This is a genomic window from Sorangium sp. So ce124, from assembly GCF_051525235.1.
Classification (GTDB): domain Bacteria; phylum Myxococcota_A; class Polyangia; order Polyangiales; family Polyangiaceae; genus Sorangium; species Sorangium atrum.
In genome coordinates, this window is sequence record NZ_CP150312.1 from 12,183,188 (window position 1) to 12,201,134 (window position 17,947).

A 17,947-nucleotide genomic window follows, 5' to 3' on the forward strand; every position below is an offset into this window, starting at 1 on the left:
GCTCAACGATCTGCAAGGAGCGGCGCGGCGGCAAGCCCAATTGGTGAGGAAAACTCCGTCCTGAGCGAGTTTCGGAGCTCGACGGAGATCCGCGCGACGTGGAATGCGCAACGGAGGACGTGACGGGAGGTGCAACGATGCGCCCAGAGCGGCCTGCGCATGCGGTCGCGGCAACCCTCTGGTATCCTTCGCGCGCCTCATGCGCCGGAATGGCCAGCGATCCAGGGAAATACGATGAGCTCGCCGGTCCCCGCTCCCGGCCCGGCCGCCACCTCCTCGCCGCGCGCGCCCGCGGAGATCTTCGTCGTCGATGACGACCCCGCGCTCGTCGAGTCGCTTCTCGACCTGCTCTCCGACGAGGGCTACCGCGTTCAGGGCTTCACGCGGCCGCTGGAGGCGCTCGATCGCCTCGCCCGCGGCGCGCGGCCGCGGGCGGTCCTGCTCGACTACATCATGCCCGAGATGACCGGCGACGAGTTCCTCGCCGCGCTCGCCGCCGCGGGCGTCGAGGTGCCCGTCCTCCTGCTCTCCGGCGTGAACGAGCCCAGCATCCGCGGCGCCGTGGCCGGTGTGCTGGCGAAGCCCTTCGACGTCGACCGGCTCCTGCTCGTGCTCGATCGCCTGACCGGCGCCGTGCAACGCTAGCGCACCGACGCCACGGCCCTCCGATCCCGGCTCGCACAGGCGCGGCGGCACGCTCCTCGCGTCCCCTGGCCCCCAGGAGAAGCCGAGGATGTCGTCGCTGCTCGTAGAAGACAGCGCCACCGGGCAAGCCGTCCTCGCGCGAGGCGGATCGGGCAACCCCGCCATCGCGAACGCGCCGGCAGCCGCGATCAAGCTGCCGGCCGAGCTGCACCACCGCTTCCGCTTCATCGCGATCGACGCTGGTCTCCTCGGGGAGGCGGTCGACGGCGCCGCGGCGCTGCTCGACGCGCTGCTCGCGATGGGGGTGCGCGTGGCGCTCTTCACCGACGAGGCCATGCCCCACCTCGCGCGGCGGCTCGCTCGCGGCGTGCGCGCCGAGAACCGCAGGCGGCTCTTCCTCGGCGCGCTCGAGGGCGCGGAGCTCCACGGCTTCGATCGCCGCGGCGCCGCGGTAGCGCTCGCCGCCCGCGCGGAGCCGGACGGGCGCTCCGCCGTCGCCGCGCTGCTCGCTCAGGTGATCGCGCCGCTCCGCATCGAGCCGCACGATCGGCTCGCGATCTCGCCGGAACCACGCGAACCACGCGAATCACGCGACGGCGCGGCGGCCGGAGGGGCGCGCGGCCTCCGCGGCGCGCCGGAGCTCGCGGGCGCCGTCCATGGGACGGCCGGCGCGCAGCGGCTCCACGAGATCCTCGCGCTCCAGCGGGATCTCGAGGGCGAGCTCGGCTCCCTCGCGGCGCCCCGGGACGCCGCGTGGATCATCGAGGAGCCAGGGTTCGACATCGCGCGCGAGCACGAGATCGAGTCGCTGCTCGCGATCGCCAACGGCTACCTCGGCTCGCGCGCGTCGCTGCCGGAGGGGTCGAGCGTGTCGCGGCCGGCGACGTTCATCGCGGGCGCGTTCGAGCCCTCGGCCGACGTGAGCCGCGTGCCGGAGCTCGTCATCGCCCCCGACTGGGGCCGGCTGAGCGTCGCCATCGAGGGCGACTCGTTCTCCGCGGAGACGAGCGGCGTGCTGCACCACCGCCGCGCCCTCGACATGCGGCGGGGCGTGCTGCTGCGCGAGTGCCTGCGGCGCGGCGAGGGAGGCCACCTCACGCACCTGCACACGCTCCACGCGGCGTCGCTCGCGAACCGCCACGTCCTCATGGAAGCGCTCAGCATCGCCCCCCTCAACTTCACCGGGACGATCCGCGTCGACGCGATCCTGAGCGGCGACGTGAAGAGCGCGAGCGGCGCGGCGCACTGGGCCGGCTTCTCGGCGGACGCGGGCGCGAAGAGCCTGCTGCTCGTCGGGCACACGCACGGCGGTCTCGTCACCGCGATGACCTCGCACCTGCGGGAGCTCCCGGAGCAGGCCCCCGAGACCTCGCCCCCGCTCGAGACCCTCGAGGGCGCGCGCTGCGAGCGCACCACAGGCGCGCGATCCATCGCCGAGCGCTGCGACGTCGGCGTCCGCGTCGCCGAGCGGCGCCGCCTCTTCCGGACGACGACGCTGCACACGTCGCGCGACACGCCCACGCCGCGCGAGGCGGGCGAGGCGCTCCAGGACGAGCTGTCGAGCCGCGCCATGGCCGACGTGCTCGGCGAGCACACGCGGGCGTGGGCGGAGCGCTGGCGCCACGCCGACGTCGAGATCGACGGCGCCCCCAGGATCGAGCGGGCCCTCCGGTTCGCGCTGTACCACCTCATCGGCGCGGCGAACCCGGACGACCCGCGCTGCTCCATCGGCGCGCGCGGGCTCAGCGGGGAGGCGTACCGCGGCCACGTCTTCTGGGACACCGAGACCTTCCTCGTCCCGTTCTACACGCACTGCTACCCCGAGGCCGCCCGCGCGCTGCTCCTCTACAGGCACCGCACCCTCGCCGGCGCGCGCCGCAAGGCGAAGGCGCTCGGCTACGAGGGCGCGCTCTACGCGTGGGAGTCGGCGGACACGGGCGACGAGACGACGCCGGCGCTCGTCGTCACGCCGTTCGGCGAGGTGGTCCGGGTGCTCTCCGGCGAGCAGGAGCACCACATCAGCGCCGACATCGCGTACGCGGTGCACGCGTACGTCCGCGCGACCGGCGATCTCGACTTCCAGCGCGGCGAGGGGGCCGAGATCCTGATCGAGACGGCGCGCTTCTGGGCGAGCCGCGCCGAGCTCGGGCCGGATGGCCGCGCCCACATCCGGCGGGTGATCGGGCCGGACGAGTACCACGAGACCGTGGACGACAACGCGTTCACGAACTGGATGGCGCGGCACAACCTCCGCGTCGCCGCCGCGCTCGTCCAGCGCGACGCCGCGCGGGCCGACGTGCTCGCGCGGCTCGATCTCCGGCCCGACGAGCCCGATCACTGGCGCGACGTCGCGGACCGCCTGCTCCTCGGGATCGACCCGCAGACCGGCCTGATCGAGCAGTTCGCGGGCTACTTCGGCCTCGCGCCGTTCTCCATCGCCGACTACGCCGTGCGCAGCGCGCCGGTCGACGTCCTGCTCGGGCGCGAGCGGACGCAGGCCTGCCAGGTCGTGAAGCAAGCGGACGTCGTGCAGCTCATCGCGCTGCTCTGGAGCGCGGTGGCCGCGAGCGCCCGGCGCGACAACTTCCTCTACTACGAGCCGCGCACCGCCCACGGCAGCTCGCTGAGCCCCAGCGCCCACGCGCTCGTCGCCGCCCGGCTCGATCTCCACGCCCACGCCGAGCGCTACTTCGAGCAGACCGCCGACATCGACCTCGGCAACACGATGGGCAACGCCGCGGGCGGCGTGCACATCGCCGCCATGGGCGGCCTCTGGCAAGCCGTCGCGTTCGGCGTCGCCGGCGTCACGCGCGTGCCGCGGAGCGCGCTCTCGGAGGCGCTCCCCCACGCGCCGCCGTGCCCCGACGAGGACGAGGCGATCGGGATCGAGCCGCACCTCCTGCCCGGCTGGCGGCACCTCAAGATCCCGATCGCCTGGCGAGGCCGCGCCCTCGAGATCCACGTGGAGGACGGGGCGGTCGAGGTCGCGCTGGAGGGGAGCGCGCCGCTGCCGATCTGCCTGCTCGACGCGGGCGCGCCCGCCTGCGCCGTGCTGGCCGAGCCGGGCCGCCGCTATGCGGCGCGGCGGCTGGGCGGCCGCGTCACGCCATGGGAGGAGGTCACGCCATGCTGAGCGCCGTACGTGGGTCCCCGGTCGGGCTCGGGGCGCCGCCCGGGCCGGCGCCCGCGGCCGAGCCGCCCCCTGACGCGCTCGAGGAGGCCGACGAGCGCCCGCCGCAGAGCGGCTTGCAGCGCAGGAGCGTGGTCGTCGCGCTCCACGGCCGCCGCGCCCACCTCGGCGCCGTCGCGCTCGGGCGGCTCATCGCCCACGGCCTCGAGGCCCCGCTGCGCGGGCTGTGCCTCTGCAAGGAGCCGATCGACGCGAGCGAGGTGCCGGCCCACTTCGGGATCGCCCCGGAGGCGCTGCAGGGCATGGTGCTGGACGTCGAGGCGAGCGACGATCCGGCCGGCGCGCTCGCGTCGGCGGTGGCGAGCTACGGGACCGCGCTCGTCATCGTGGCCTCGCACGCGGACGATCCCACGGACGAGCGCTTCGGCGTCGGCCGGCTCGCGGCGCGCGCGCTGGAGTCCACCGCGCTCGGCGTCGTCATCCTCCGTGAGGAGCCCTCCCCCCCGCGGCTACAGCGCATCCTGCTGCCGCTCGACGGCACCCCCAGCACGGCCAGCGCGATCACGCCCGTCGGGGAGGTCGCCCGCAAGCTCGGCGCCGAGCTCGATATCGTGATGGTCGGCTGCGCCTCGCCGCGGGAGGCCGCGGACGACGGGCCGCCCGTGTCGACGCCCGCGCCCTCCGAGCCGGGCGCGATGGTGGCGCCCCTCTACGTCGACCAGCCGCAGCACGAGTGGCCCGCGTTCACCGAGGAGTTCCTGGCCCGGTTCCTGAGCGCGATCGGGCACTGCCCGCACGGCGTCTCCACGCGGTTCTTCCTCGGCAAGGGCGAGCCGGCGGCGGAGATCGCGCGCCTCGCCTGGCAGCTGGCGAGCGACCTCGTAGTACTGGTCTGGCACGGGCAGCTCGCCGATCACCATGGCGGCGTCATCCGCGACGTGCTCGCTCGGGCGCCGTGCCCTGTGCTGGTCCTGCGGCGCTAGCGCGCGCCCCGCGCGACGCGTGACGCGCCCCAGCGGGGGCGAGGCGCCCCCCTCGCGGCCTTCGATCGGCGCGCGGGCGCGCCGCCGGGCGGGCTCCACGCCAACGGACGGCGAAAGGCGCTATGGTGCGCCGCCATGGTCTCCCGGAAGCTGCCCCCCAGCGAGTGCCGCAAGATCGTAGAGCCTCAGAGCTTCCGCTTCTCCACGACGGACGAGGTCGCGCCGCTGTCGGCGGGCATCGGGTCGCAGGAGCGCGCCCTCGCCGCGCTCGCCTTCGGCCTCGACATCCGCCAGCCCCGCTTCCACGTCGTCGTCGTCGGCGCGCCCGGCACGGGCCGGACGTTCTGCGCTCGCGCCGTCGCGAAGCGCATCGCGGCGAGCCGCCCCACGCCCGACGATATCCTCCTCCTGCCGAACCCGCACCGCCCGAGCGAGCCGACGGTCCTGTCGCTGCCGCCCGGCGAGGGGCGCCCCTTCGTCGAGGCGATGGAGGAGCTCCACGAGAAGCTCGTCGACGCCCTGCGCGGCGCGACCGAGGGCGAGCGCTTCAAGCAGGCGCGCGGCAAGATCCAGCGCCGCGTGAACGCGGAGGAGCGGCGGCTCGAGGAGCAGCTCAAGTCCGCGGCGCGCGAGCTCGGCCTCGACCTCGTGCGCGGCGAGGACGAGGTGCAGATCACCTCGATCGAGGACGCCGCCAACGCGCCGGACGGCGAGGCCCTGCTCGCCATCGCCGGCTCCATCGAGGAGTTCGAGATGCGGCTCGCCACCGTGCAGGACGAGGCCGACGTCGAGCTGCGCGGCGTCGTGAAGCAGCTGCTCAGCGACGGGGTGAAGGGGTGCTTCCAGCCGGTGCGCGCGCGCTTCGAGGGGCGCGACGACATCAGCGCGTTCCTCGCGGACGTCGAGACGGTCGTGTCGAAGGAGTTCCGCCTGCTCGTCGACGAGGCGCGCGGCGAGGAGGGCGGCGCGACGCTCCCGCGCGGCGTGGTCGTCCCGACGCTCCTCACGGAGCACACGCCCGACTCCGGCGCCCCGGTCGTCGAGGTTCCCTACCCCACGCTGACCGCCCTGTTCGGCCGCACCCACGCGCCGCCCGACTCCGGCTTCCCGCCGGAGCCCGGCTTCGCGGTCGCGGGCGCCCTCCACGAGGCGGCCGGCGGCTTCCTGATCCTGCCCGCCGGCGCGCTCCTCAAGAACGAGGCGCTCTACGAGCAGCTCAAGGCCTGCCTCCTCGCGGGCAAGTTCATCGTGCCCGAGCACAACCCGTCGTACTTCCGCGGCACCGCGGAGGAGCTGCTCTTCCCGCCGATCTCGATCGACGTGAAGGTCGTCCTCGTCACGAACCCGCAGCTCTACCAGGACCTGCACGACGCCGATCCGGAGTTCTCGCAGCTCTTCAAGGTGCAGGCGCGCTTCGAGACGACGATCTCGCTCGACCAGGCGCTCCTCACGTACCCCGCGTTCCTCGCCGGCTTCGCGCACGATCGCGGCCTCCCGCCGATCACGGCCGACGGCGTGACCGCGCTCCTCTTCCACGGCGGCCGGCTCGCGGAGAGCCAGACCAAGGTGAGCGCCCAGGTCGGGCTCATCGCCGAGGTCGCGACCGAGGCCGGCTACCGGGCTCAGCGCCGCGGCCGCAAGGTGGTCGACGGCCCCGAGGTCAACGAGGCGCTCGAGGCGGCGCGGCGCCGCGGGAGCCATTTCCGCGACCACGTGCACGAGCTGCTCTCGGACGGGACGATCCGCATCGACGTGACCGGCCGGCGCGTCGGGCAGGTCAACGCGATCTCGGTCCTGTCCGACGGCCCGCAGACGTTCGGCCGCCCGTGCCGGGTGACGGCGGTCGTCTACCCGGGCCTCGAGGGCCCGGTGAACATCGCGCGCGAGGTCGAGATGTCCGGCCCGCTCCACAGCAAGGGCGTGCTGGTCCTCACGGGCTTCCTCGCGGCCCGGTTCGCCCAGCACCGCCCGCTCTCGTTCGGCGCCTCGCTCGTCTTCGAGCAGACGTACGAGCCCATCGAGGGCGACAGCGCCTCGTCGAGCGAGCTGTACGCGCTCCTGTCAGCGCTCTCCGGCGTCCCGATCCGGCAGGAGCTCGCCGCGACGGGGAGCATCGATCAGCAGGGGAGCATCCAGCCCGTGGGCGGCATCAACGAGAAGATCGAGGCCTTCTTCGATCTGTGCGCCGCCAAGGGCCTGACGGGCGAGCAGGGCGTGCTGATCCCGAGCGCGAACCGCGACGCGCTCATGCTGCGGGGCGACGTCGTGACGGCGATCGAGGCCGGCCGCTTCCACGTGTTCGAGGTGAGCTCCGTCGAGGAGGGCATCGAGATCATCACCGGCGTCCCTGCGGGCGTCGCCGACGCGGACGGAAGGTACCCGGAGGGGACCGTGTTCCACGCGGCGGACCAGCGGCTCGAGCGCTTCCACCAGGCGATCGCCGACACGCTGAGGAGCGGGACGAGCGTGGATCCTCGGCGCGTGCTGAGGGAGCGCTGAAGAGGACCGATGGCACCGAAGCGCACGGCCGACCCCGCGCCGCTCCGCGCCGGAGCCCGCCGATGATGCGGCGGCCGATCTTGCTCGCGGCGGCCGGCGCCGCGGCGCCTCTGCTGGCGTGGGGCGCGCTCGCCCGGTGGCGTGGCGGGTCGCTCTCGCTCGGCGCCGCCTGCGCGGCCGCCGCCGTGATCGCGCTGCTTGTCCTCCTCGGCGGCGACGTCCGGCGGCTGATCGCCGCGAGGCCCGGTCGATCCTCGCGCGAGGCGCCCGCGCCTCGGCTCCCGCGTCAGGGGCAGCGGGCCGCGCGCCGCGCGGACCGCGCCTCGACGCCGCCGACCGAGCTCGACGATCCGCGGATCATCTACGCCTTTGCGGCCCAGGCCGTCGGTCAGTCGCTCGCCTGGGAGGGGAGCTACAAGGCGGCGGCCGCCTCGCTGCGCGACGTGCCTCGCGACTGGATACCTCCGCAGGTCCGGGTGCTCGTCATCAGCAACCTCGCCCAATGGCAGCTCTGCGCTGGCGACATCGAGTCCGCCCGGCGGCTCCTCCCGGACCTGGACGAGCAGCGCGCGCCAGCGTCGGCGCGGCCGCTCGTGCGGGGAGCGCGCGCCGCGGTGCTCGTGCGCACGGGCGACGTCGAGGGCGCGCTCTCCCTGGTCGGCCTCCGCGATGGCGAGCGGGAAGAGCCCACCGAGGTGCGCCAGCGCTACCGCATCACCCGCGCGCACGCGCTCACCGCGCTCGGCGAGCCCGCCGCCGCGCGCGCGGAGCTCCGCCGGGTGGTCGATGACGTCGGCGTCGACGAGCTCTGCCGCTGGATTCCCGCGGGCGGGCCCGCCCGAGCCACGATGATCGAGCTCATCGACGAGGGCTGACGGATCCGCGCGTTACCGACCTTCCGCGCCGCCCGTGCCTGGCCTCGCCAAGGAGCCAGGGCGGTGATGAGCTCCGCTCCTCGCCGCGCGCTCACGCCCTCCTCGACGCCGGCGCGCCGCCGCGAGGCCGCGACTCGCCAAGCGCGGATCTCGAGTCGCTCGAGTCAGGCGCAACTCGGATCGTCACGCCGCTTGTCAAGCGTCATTTCCCTGGTTTGCAACGCGGGAAGCCCCCCTCTGCTGGCTCCGGGCGCTCGAAGCCCACAGCGCGCATTGTGTGCGCTTCCCCAGGGATTTCGGATGGCGGTGGGGGACGCAACGTTGCGAGCGCCTGGCGGCTGGTAGAAATAGGATGCTGTACGCAAAGTGCATCGGGCCAGGTAGCCTTTTCGCGTCGACCGGGGGAGAACGCATGCCAACCTGTATGGGTGGCCAATGAGGGTGGAGGCGCCACGGGGGGTGATCGGCGGGTGCTGCACCGGTTTAACCAGCCCCACGCGCCCCGTCATGGCGACTGCCCTCGCTCACAGGAGCCCGCCCCGGAGGCTCTCGTGAACCGCCCGTCGGACACGCCGTCCCACCGCATCCTGATCGTGGACGACAGCCCCACGTACCTGAACCAGGTCGCGGCGGCGATGCGCGACGAAGGCTACTTGCCGGTGCTCGCCCACTCAGGGGAGGAGGCGCTCGCGCGGCTCACGGTGGCGCGCATCGACGGCATTCTGCTCGACATGGTGATGCCGGGTCTATCGGGCCCGGCCACGTGCCTCCGCATCAAAGCGAACGCCTCGTGGCGGCCGATCCCGCTGCTGATGCTCACGGGCCGCGACGATCACAAGGCGATCCTCGACGCCCTCTCGGCCGGCGCCGACGATTTCGTGACGAAGACGGGCGAGCTCACGGTGCTCAAAGCGCGCCTGCGCGCCCAGCTGCGCAGGAAGCATTACGAGGACGAGAACCGCAGGATGCGCGAGCTCCTCCTGCGCCGGGAGATGGAAGCGGCGGAGGCGCGCGCCGACCGGCGCCTCAAGCAGAGCGAGGAGCGTTTCCGCCTCATCGTGGAGGGCGTCCAGGACTACGCCATCTTCATGCTCGATCCCGCGGGCCGCATCGCCAGCTGGAACCCGGGCGCAGAGCGCATCAACGGCTACCGGGCCGACGAGATCATCGGCTGCCACTGCTCGGTCCTCTTCCCGCCGGAGGACGTCGAGCTCGGCAGGCCCGCCGCAGAGCTCGAGTCCACCGTGGAGACCGGCCGCTCGATCCAGGAGGGCTACCGCGTCCGCAGGGACGGCACCCGCTACTGGGCGAACGAGGTGATCAGCGTGCTCTTCGACGAGGCAGGGCAGCTGCGCGGCTTCGCGAAGGTCACCCGCGACGTGACGGAGCGCCGCCGCGTCCACGAGGCGCAGCGCATCCTCGTCTCCGCCGGGCAGATCCTCGGCGAGTCGCTCGATTTCGAGGAGACGCTGCGGCGCGTGGTCCGCGTCGCGCTCCCCGACTTCGCGTCGATCTGCGTGCTCCTGTTGCAGGACGAGTCCGGCGCGATCGATCGTCAGGTGACCGCCCACGCGGATCCGTCGATGGCGATGGCGACCGAGCTCCTCGGCAGGATCACGGCCGACTCCGCCGGGCGGGGCATCGGCAGGGTCCTGCGCACGGCGCAGCCGGAGCTCATCCCCAAGGTGACCGACTCGTTCGTCCGCGCGATCTCGTTCGATCAAGCGCACTACGAGGCGCTGCGCTCGCTCTCGCTCGCCTCGCACCTCACGGTCCCGCTGACGGCGCGCGGCCGCACGCTGGGCACGCTCTCGTTCGCCTCGACGCACCGGCGCTACGACGCCGTCGATCTCGACCTCGCGCAGGATCTCGCGCGGCGCGCGGCGCTGGCCGTCGACAACGCCCGGCTCTACCGGGAGGCGCAGCTCGCTGTGCGCGCGCGCGACGATTTCCTCACGATCGCCTCGCACGAGCTCCGCACGCCGCTCACGCCCATGCAGCTGCAGGTCGACGGACTCCTGCGCGCCGGCAAGCGCGGCGGGCTCACCGCCGAGCGCGCCACGCCGCGGCTCGAGATGATCAAGCGCCAGGTCGAGCGGCTCGCCCGGCTCATCACGAACCTGCTCGACATCTCGCGCATCTCCGCGGGCCGCCTGCAGATCGAGCTCGAGGACGTCGATCTCGCGGCCACGGTGAACGAGGCGCTGGAGCGGTTCCGCGAGGAGCTCTGCGCCGCCGGCTGCCCCGTCAACCTGTCGGCCCCCGCCTCGATCGTCGGCCGGTGGGATCGCCTGCGGCTCGATCAGATCGTCACGAACCTCCTCTCGAACGCCATCAAGTACGGCGCCGGCAAGCCCATCGACGTCGCGCTGGAGGACCTCGCGGACCGCGCCCGCCTGACGGTGCGGGATCGCGGCATCGGCATCGCCCCGGAGCAGCAGGCCCGCATCTTCGAGCGCTTCGAGCGCGCCGTCTCCAGCGAGAACTACAGCGGCTTCGGCATGGGGCTGTGGATCGTGCGGCAGATCGCCGACGCGCTCGGGGCGACGATCCAGGTCGACAGCCGGCCGGGCGAGGGGGCGACCTTCACCGTCGACCTGCCGAAGGAGCCTGGCTGACGTCCTCCGCGCCGCGCGCCGCGCGGCTACAGCGCCCGCCGCACCCTGCGGCGCTGCTCGATCATGTGCTGGGTGATCTGCTGCCTGCCCTCGGCGCGCTCCACCAGCGTCCACACGTTGTCGCCGCGCTCCCTGCCCGCGCAGTCGAGGAGCGCGTCGGCCGCCTGCTCGGCCGGGATGAGCCCGTCGTGTCGCCCCGGGAGCTCCACCACGGCGGCGCGCGTGCAGAGCCCGCCCATCGTGGCGAGCATCTGTCGCACGATCTCGCGGAAGATCGCCTCGTCGAACGCGTCGCGCCGGCCGGCGCCGAACAGGACGAGCTTGTCGAACGCCATGCGCGGCTTGCACGGGATCATGACGACCTCGCCGAGCTCGCCGGTGATCAGGCCCTGCCGCCTCAGCTCGGAGATCCGGCCGCCGAGCCGCCAGTCGCAGAGGCCGGCCACGCCGTGGACCGGCCGCGCGTCGCTGAACGGGGCGCACGCGAGCACCTCCGAGTCGAGCTCGTCGAGGCTCTGCAGGTCGGGGGAGATGAACCGTAGCTCCACGTGGATCAGACGCTGATCGCGCCCTTGCGGAAGTCGCTCTTCGCGATCTTCACGTTGACGCAAGCGGGCCTGCCGCACCGGAACGCCTCGTCCAGCGCGGGCCCGAGCTCCTCGACGCGCTCCACGCAGGCCCCGAAGCCGCCGAGCGCCTCGACCACGCGGTCGTACCGGGTGAAATCGAGCGACGTCGCCGGCGCGCGGCCCTCGCCGTAGAGCTCCACCTGGCCCCTTCGGATCTGCGTCCAGGCCGCGTCGTTCCCGATCACGCTCACGACGGGGATGCCCTGGCGCACCATCGCCTCGAACTCGAGCGCGTGGAAGCCGAACGATCCGTCGCCGTACACGAGCACCACGTTCGCCTCCGGCCGCGCGAGCTTGGCCGCCATCGCGTAGCCCGGCCCCACCCCGAGGGTCCCGAGCGGGCCGGGGTCCATCCAGAGCTGCGGCCACTCGAGCTTCAGCACGTTCGCGGCCGTGGCCACGAAGTCCCCTCCGTCGCCGATGACGATGTCGTCCTTGCCGAGGCGCCTGCCGATCTCCGCGCAGACGCGCAGCGGGTTCGGCGGATCGCCGTCGCTCGCGATCTCCGCCAGCATCTTCGCGCGCGATCGCTCCTCGGCCTCGCGCACGGCCGAGAGCCACGCCGCCGCCGTCTTGTCGGGCACCTCCGCGAGCAGCTGCTCCAGGACGACGCCGCTGTCCCCGTCGATCCCGAGGTCGACGCGGCGGTTCCTGCCGAGCTCGCTCCCGTCGAGATCGATCTGGACGACCTTGGCCGCCGGGCTGACGGCGCGGCCGTACTCGAGGCGGAAGTCGAAGGGGGTCCCGAGCACGACGCAGAGGTCGGTCTGCGAGAGCGCGAAGCGGCGCGAGCGGCTCATCAGCCCCGGGTGCGCGTGGGGCAGGGCGCCGCGGGCCATGCCGTTCAGGTAGAAGGGCGCCTTCACCGCGTCGGCGAAGCGGCGCAGCGCGTCGCGCCGCGGCGACCACCGGAGCTGGCTCCCGACGATGAACATGGGCCGCTCGGCGTCCCTCAGCATGGCCGCGGCCCGCGCGACGGCGGCCGGATCTCCCCCGGGGCGAGGCGGGGCCGTGGGCGCGGTGGCCGGCGCGTCGTCGCCGGCGTAGTTCATCAGGAGGTCGAGCGGCATCTCGAGGAAGACCGGGCCTGGCACGTTCGCCTGGGCGATGCGGAAGGCCGAGTCCACGTACTCCTGGATGCGATCGGTCGAGGGGACGGAGACGCTCCACTTCGAGATGGGGCGCATCAGCTCGACGTGGTTCATGTCCTGCAGCGAGCCCATGTCGGCGAGGGCGCGCGGGCCGGCGCCCCCGATGACGACCATCGGGACGCCCGCGCGCTGGGCGTTGGCGACGGCCGTCACCACGTCCGTGACGCCCGGCCCCGCGGTGACGGCGCACACCCCCGGCCTTCCGGTCACCCGCGCGTACCCGTCGGCGGCGTGTCCGGCGGTCTGCTCGTGTCGCACGTCGACCACCCGGATGCCGTCATCCAGGCACCCGTCGTAGATCGCCTGGATGTGCCCGCCGCACAGGGTGAAGAGGTGCGTCACCCCGTGCCTCGCGAGGGCCTTGGAGACGAGCCTGCCGCCGTGCACCTGCGCCATGGGGCCGGCATATACCATGTGCGACCCAGCGTCCTGCCGGCGAGCGGTCGGTTCGCGGCACCGCCCGGGCGAGCGCGCATCGCCCTGGCCACGTCGCCCGCCCGGCCGCTCGGCGCCCCGAGTCGCCGCCCGAGCGCGCCCCGAGTCGCCGTCCGAGCGCGCCCCGAGTCGCCGCCCGAGCGCGCCCCGAGTCGCCGCCCCGAGTCGCCGCCCCGAGGACGAGCCACGGGTCACGCGCCGGCGGCCCCATGGCCGTCGCGCTGCGGCGCCGCGTCGAGGTGTCCACTCCTCAACATCACAGGAGCTGGCGGGTCGTGTCCGCCCGAAACCCTCATGTTCCGGGTGGTAGGCAAGTGTTCTTCCTAACCTCCCGACCTCGTCGGATCTCTCTCGGGATCAGGGCACCACCCGCTTCCTGGCGCGCGCGCCGCCTCCCTGACGGGTGATCCACGCTATCGCCCGATCAGCTCGGCTATCCGACCACCGAGAAGGATAACCCCCCTTCGCAGGGTGTTACTGTAAAAATACAGCTCCGCTACAGCATCGACTCCGACCTTGGATGCGAGGTCGTCGCCCCACCGCAACGGCCGACGCCTTTGCGATCACGTACCCGACGCTGTTCTCTTCTATCCCGGCCACGAGATGATATAGTTGGAACCTTATTGCAGGTGCCAGCTCGACACCGCCACCTCTCTCGACCTCTCCCCGGTGCTCCTGCCCTGCGGCCGCCGGCGTGGGAGACGGCCTGGTCCTCTGCCGACGCGGCGATCACGCCGCCGGCGGCCACCTCCGCCGACGGCGTTCTCCGTAACCTGCCGGAAACATTTCGAAGGGGGCTCGATAAGTCGCGCCCCCGAGCTTCTGTGAGGAACGTAACCGGTTCATGGCCGTTGCGGCGCTCGGCGAGCACTGGGTGGTTGCCAACAAAGGGCGTGTCGAGCTCACCGAGCCCTCGCAGGGCGCGCGCGACGCGCCCTGTCGCGACGCCTGGCGCGCGGCCGGAGAGGGCAGCTGGCACCGGGGGGCGGCTCCGGTCGATGGCCGCGTTGTCGGGGCTCGCCCGCCGCGTGGCGACGACACACGATCTCCATTACGTGTGCTCGCCAACTCCTTTGCGGCGTGCCGACCTCGACGGGCTGGAGGCGTCGAGCCGCTGCGGCGATCTGGGCAGCATCAGGGGTGAACACGAGCCATCTTGTGCGACGGTCTCGTGGACGCTGCCTTCACAACCTACGTCCCGAGCGGCGTCTACCACGTGTGCGCCGACTTCACCCGTCCGGGCATTCCTGACAATCGATCGCCATGTTGCTTTCACTGGTGTGCGCCGGGACCCTCTCCGTCCATGGCGCATCATTTCATCACCACGCGATCGCTCAGGGCATCACGCGCTCCTGTTGCAGCGCAAGGAGGCCCGAATTCTCGGCGATTTTGCGCGAGGTCCCGCGGGAGCTATCGTGCGCTGGCGCCTCCCCATCTCGCAGCGTTCATTTCAAATATCCTGCGCTCACAGAACGTTACCCAATACACCAAAATCACGCGTGACTGCTTACATGAGCTGGCGAGCTTGTTGTTTTTTATTTCGGGAAGGCTCTGTATCGGTTATGCGGGATAAGAGGACGCGCAATCGCGCTTCGCTGGAGTAGCATCGTCCTATGTCGGAGCCCCCTAGTAGCAGTCAGTTGATCCGGATACCCATGGTGCTGGCGCTCGACTGCAGCCCCCATTTTCTGGCTCGTTGCCGGAGGGTTGCAGCGCGGGCTCGCTTCCTCGTCCGCTCCTGCGATGCGGCCTCGGCGTGGGGGGTGGCCGTCCGCCTCCGCCCGCTGGCGATCGTCTTGCCGAGCCACTTGCACGATCGTGCGCCGAAGACCTTCGAGTTGCTCGCGGAGGACGCGGGCGCGCGCCTCGTCGTCGTGGAGTCCGAGCAGCTGCCCGCGGGCGAGCTGGAGGGGCACATCACCCACGCGATCGGCGAAGCGAGCCGCGCGCGCGGCGCCTAGAGCGACGGTCACCCGCTTCGGATACGGGCCCACCTCGACGTTTTCGGTGCTCAGCGCACCGGAGTGCGCTTGCGCGCCGAAAACGCCGATCTGGGCCCGTCTCCTGTGCGGGAGACCGCCGCTCTGCTGTGCATGGTGCAGAGGTGGGCGGAAACCGCTGTAGAGCGGGGGGCGGGTCCGTGCGCTGCGGGCTCGGCCGCCAGGCAGGCGCGGCCTGCCGCCGGGCGCCTCGGCCGCGTGCCTCAGTCGACGTGGACACCGGCGGTGAAGTGGAAGCCCCATGTGTGGTCGAGCGGCGGGCCGAGCTCCTCGTCCAAGGGCAGCAGCAGGCCCGTCCGGAGGAACGCGAGGTTGCGCTCGATCGCGAGGAAAGGCTCGATGGCCAGGACGTAGAGATTGCGGGCGACGGCGTGCCGGACGCTCACGTTGTCGAACGTGGGCAGCGCCATCCCTTGCACGCGCACGCCGCCGCCGATGCCGTGGCCGATCTGGAGCTCGACGGCGTGCTGGATCGCGACCTCGTACTCCTTGTTGCGGCCGAGCGGGATGTAGAGCACCGGCTCGAGCTGGAAGCGCCCGATCATCAGCGAGCCGACGTGGGCCTCGGCGCCGAGGCGCGCGTGGATGGGGAGGATGCTCGGGAAGTACTCGTGGAGATCCCAGTACGCCCGGCTGGCGCTGACGGGCTCGTAGCTGGCGTGGTCGTGGGTCTTGCCCGAGAGCGTCGCCAGCCCGACGTCGCCGCCTACCGTGAGCCAGAACGTCCGGCCGACGCGGGCGACGTGATGGGCGCCGAGCGTCACGTTGCCGAGCACGGCGTCGGTGCGCTCGGCCATCGCGAGCCCGAACGGGAGTCGGACATCGAGGAACGTGTGCGGGGCGAACGGCATGCGGGCGAAGAGGGCGACCGAAAGCCCGGAGACCTCGCCGTCGCCGCCGGTGAACGAGGAGGTCTCCAGGCCGATCGCGCCACGCCGGCTCAGCGGGACGATCCCCTCGTCGATCGCTCTGCCGCCTCCCGACGCGCGCGCGGGCGGCGGCCCCAGCTCGGCGTCCGAGAGGGACACGGCCCAGGACGCCGGCGTGCTGCCCTTGCGGCCCGCCTCCGGCCCGCCCGGCTTCCGGTCCGGCGGCGCCGAGTCCGAGGGCGGCCCGGCAGCTCCCGGCGCGGTTTGCGCCTCTGCCGGCGCGAGCGGCGAGGCGTCTGGCTCAGGTGTGCCCGCTCCGGGCGCGCCGGGTTCCGGGGGCTGCGGTGGCCCGCCGGGCAACGGCGTCGCGGGCGGCTGCGGTGCGCCTGAGGCAGGCGGCTGCGGTGTGCCCGGCGCCGGCGTCGCGGGCGGCTGCGGTGCGCCCGGCGCCGGCGTCGCGGGCGGCTGCGGCGTCGCTGGTCGCTGCGGTGTGACCGGCGCCGGAGGCGTTCCCGCCGACGCGGAGGGCGCAGCGCTAGGTGCCGGGCGAGGCGTCGCGGGCTGTGCAGCAGACGACGCGACCACGAGGGTCGCCGCCAGCCAGGAAAGCGAGGACAAGACCAGGATTCGACGTGGCATCGTGTCTCCTTGGAGCGCGCATCCTATCGTCTCGGCAGGCAGACGCGCTCTGCTCGGGCGAGCGCTGGACGCATCTCCGGCGGCCAGCGCCGTCCCGCAGCCGCCCGTGCCCGCAGCGCCCGTGCCATCCCGCAGCGGGACGGGCATGGGGCGACCCGGAGGCAGAGGCGAGCGCCGCGCGGCACCCCGCTGCGGAGCAGCGGCGCGAGGCGGGGCCCTCTCGCGCGCCGCTACAGCAGCGCGAGGCGGGGCCCTCCCGCGCGCCGCTACAGCAGCGCGGCGAGGGCCGCCGCGAGCCGCTCGTAGTGCGGCCTGTCGTTGTAGATCTGGGCGGAGATCCGGAGGTGCCGCCGGGGCGACGCGGGCCAGGCGAACACCGGCACCTCGATCCCCCACCGCTCGAGCAGCGCGTCCTGGAGCGGATCGAGGCGCAGCCGGGACGACGGCGCGTCAGGGAGCGGCACCGTCGCGAGCGCGCCGATCATCGCGTCGGGGCTCGGCGGCATGCAGCCGAGCGCCTCGCACAGGAGGTCGCGCGCGGCGAGCGCCGTCGCCCGGTTGTGCGCCTGGAGCGCGGGCCAGCCGCCGGGCACGAGCGCGGCCATGGCGCGGAGCGCGTCCGCGACGCAGAGCGCCGCGCTGGGATCGGCCGTGCCGGTCCAGTCGAACTCGAGCAGGAAGCGCGACCTGTCGGTGCGCGGCGAGTTGGCGCCGTGGCTGATGGAGAGAGGGCGGACCGCGCCCTGCCTGTCCCGCCGCACGTGGAGGAACGCCGCGCCCTTCGGCGAACAGAGCCATTTGTGGCAGTTGCCTGTGTAATAGGCCGCCCCGAGGGCGCGTAGATCGAGCGGCACCATGCCGGGCGCGTGCGCGCCGTCGACCAGGACGTCGACGCCGCGCTCCGCGAGCGCGGCGATCAGCGAGGCGACCGGGAACACGAGCCCCGTCGGGCTCGTCACGTGGTCGACGAGGACGAGCCGCGTCCGCGGCCCCACGCGCGCGAGCACCGCCTCGACCACCTGCTCGGGCGCCTCGATGGGGAACGGCACCGGCGCGACCACGACACGCGCACCGGCGCGGGCCGCGACCGCCTCGGCCGCGTTGTTGCAGGCGTTGTACCCATGATCGGTGATGCAGAGCTCGTCGTCGGGCCGCAGCGAGAGCGACCGCAACACCGTGTTGACCCCGACGGTCGCGTTGGGGACGAACACGAGGTCGTCGAGGTCGGCGCCGACGAAGGAGGCGAGCGCGCCTCGGGCCGCGTCGAGCAAGGGCTCCAGCTCGCGAAGGAAGAACCGGACCGGCTCACGCTCGAGCCGATCGCGGTAGCGCTGCTGCGCCTCGAGCACCGCGCGCGGGCAGGCGCCGTACGAGCCGTGGTTCAGGAAGGTGACGGCCGGGTCGAGCGACCAGAGCTCGCGCACGGCGGCGGCGCGCGACTCCGGGAAAACGTTCGGGTTCATGGCGAGGAGCG

General features: G+C 73.1%; 11 protein-coding genes. 7 read left to right on the forward strand and 4 right to left on the reverse strand.

Features of this window, described 5'->3' with window-relative positions; all coding sequences use genetic code 11:
- Positions 1 to 234: 234 nt before the first annotated feature.
- From WMF19_RS45725 to WMF19_RS45750, 6 genes are all read left to right on the forward strand, one after another.
- Entirely contained in the window at positions 235 to 645 is a 411-nt protein-coding gene (locus WMF19_RS45725) for a response regulator (RefSeq protein WP_437896094.1), read from the forward strand.
- Positions 646 to 733: 88 nt separating this feature from the next.
- Positions 734 to 3,778, forward strand: coding sequence for a glycoside hydrolase family 65 protein (locus WMF19_RS45730; RefSeq protein WP_437896095.1), 3,045 nt, complete (start codon positions 734 to 736; stop codon positions 3,776 to 3,778).
- Positions 3,772 to 4,758 carry a universal stress protein gene (locus WMF19_RS45735; RefSeq protein ID WP_437896096.1) on the forward strand — a complete coding sequence of 329 codons (987 nt, stop codon included), beginning with the start codon at positions 3,772 to 3,774 and terminating at the stop codon, positions 4,756 to 4,758. The genes WMF19_RS45730 and WMF19_RS45735 overlap by 7 nt, the downstream gene beginning before the upstream one ends.
- Before the next feature lie 135 nt (positions 4,759 to 4,893).
- On the forward strand, positions 4,894 to 7,257 hold the full coding sequence (locus WMF19_RS45740) for an AAA family ATPase (RefSeq protein WP_437896097.1): 2,364 nt from the start codon (positions 4,894 to 4,896) through the stop codon (positions 7,255 to 7,257).
- 62 nt (positions 7,258 to 7,319) lie between these two features.
- On the forward strand, positions 7,320 to 8,132 hold the full coding sequence (locus tag WMF19_RS45745; RefSeq protein WP_437896098.1) for a hypothetical protein: 813 nt from the start codon (positions 7,320 to 7,322) through the stop codon (positions 8,130 to 8,132).
- A gap of 551 nt (positions 8,133 to 8,683) precedes the next feature.
- A complete protein-coding gene (locus tag WMF19_RS45750; protein WP_437896099.1) occupies positions 8,684 to 10,750 on the forward strand; it encodes an ATP-binding protein in 2,067 nt (688 codons plus the stop codon).
- Positions 10,751 to 10,776: 26 nt separating this feature from the next.
- Here the strand turns inward: WMF19_RS45750 and WMF19_RS45755 are convergent, their stop codons facing one another.
- Both WMF19_RS45755 and WMF19_RS45760 read right to left on the reverse strand, forming a co-directional pair.
- On the reverse strand, positions 10,777 to 11,298 hold the full coding sequence (locus WMF19_RS45755) for a M17 family peptidase N-terminal domain-containing protein (RefSeq protein WP_437896101.1): 522 nt from the start codon (positions 11,296 to 11,298) through the stop codon (positions 10,777 to 10,779).
- Positions 11,299 to 11,303: 5 nt separating this feature from the next.
- A complete protein-coding gene (locus WMF19_RS45760; RefSeq protein WP_437896103.1) occupies positions 11,304 to 12,944 on the reverse strand; it encodes a thiamine pyrophosphate-binding protein in 1,641 nt (546 codons plus the stop codon).
- Positions 12,945 to 14,605: 1,661 nt separating this feature from the next.
- On the opposite strand from WMF19_RS45760, the gene WMF19_RS45765 reads away from it, so the two are divergent.
- Positions 14,606 to 14,926, forward strand: a complete 321-nt coding sequence (locus WMF19_RS45765; protein ID WP_272101952.1) for a hypothetical protein — start codon at positions 14,606 to 14,608, stop codon at positions 14,924 to 14,926.
- A gap of 242 nt (positions 14,927 to 15,168) precedes the next feature.
- Here WMF19_RS45765 and WMF19_RS45770 read toward each other — a convergent pair whose 3' ends face one another.
- Positions 15,169 to 15,993: a hypothetical protein gene (locus WMF19_RS45770; protein WP_437896104.1), complete on the reverse strand. Its 825-nt coding sequence runs from the start codon at positions 15,991 to 15,993 to the stop codon at positions 15,169 to 15,171.
- Between the two features lie 746 nt (positions 15,994 to 16,739).
- A complete protein-coding gene (locus WMF19_RS45775; RefSeq protein ID WP_437896105.1) occupies positions 16,740 to 17,936 on the reverse strand; it encodes an aminotransferase class V-fold PLP-dependent enzyme in 1,197 nt (398 codons plus the stop codon).
- Positions 17,937 to 17,947 lie beyond the last annotated feature (11 nt).

What these genes read in the sequence shown, in the direction of transcription:
- WMF19_RS45725 (WP_437896094.1), top strand. Translation starts at nt 235, where the DNA reads ATGAGCTCGCCGGTCCCCGCTCCCGGCCCGGCCGCCACCTCCTCGCCG.
- WMF19_RS45745 (WP_437896098.1), top strand. Translation starts at nt 7,320, where the DNA reads ATGATGCGGCGGCCGATCTTGCTCGCGGCGGCCGGCGCCGCGGCGCCT.
- WMF19_RS45735 (WP_437896096.1), top strand. Translation starts at nt 3,772, where the DNA reads ATGCTGAGCGCCGTACGTGGGTCCCCGGTCGGGCTCGGGGCGCCGCCC.
- WMF19_RS45775 (WP_437896105.1), bottom strand. Translation starts at nt 17,936, where the DNA reads ATGAACCCGAACGTTTTCCCGGAGTCGCGCGCCGCCGCCGTGCGCGAG.
- WMF19_RS45730 (WP_437896095.1), top strand. Translation starts at nt 734, where the DNA reads ATGTCGTCGCTGCTCGTAGAAGACAGCGCCACCGGGCAAGCCGTCCTC.
- WMF19_RS45760 (WP_437896103.1), bottom strand. Translation starts at nt 12,944, where the DNA reads ATGGTATATGCCGGCCCCATGGCGCAGGTGCACGGCGGCAGGCTCGTC.
- WMF19_RS45740 (WP_437896097.1), top strand. Translation starts at nt 4,894, where the DNA reads ATGGTCTCCCGGAAGCTGCCCCCCAGCGAGTGCCGCAAGATCGTAGAG.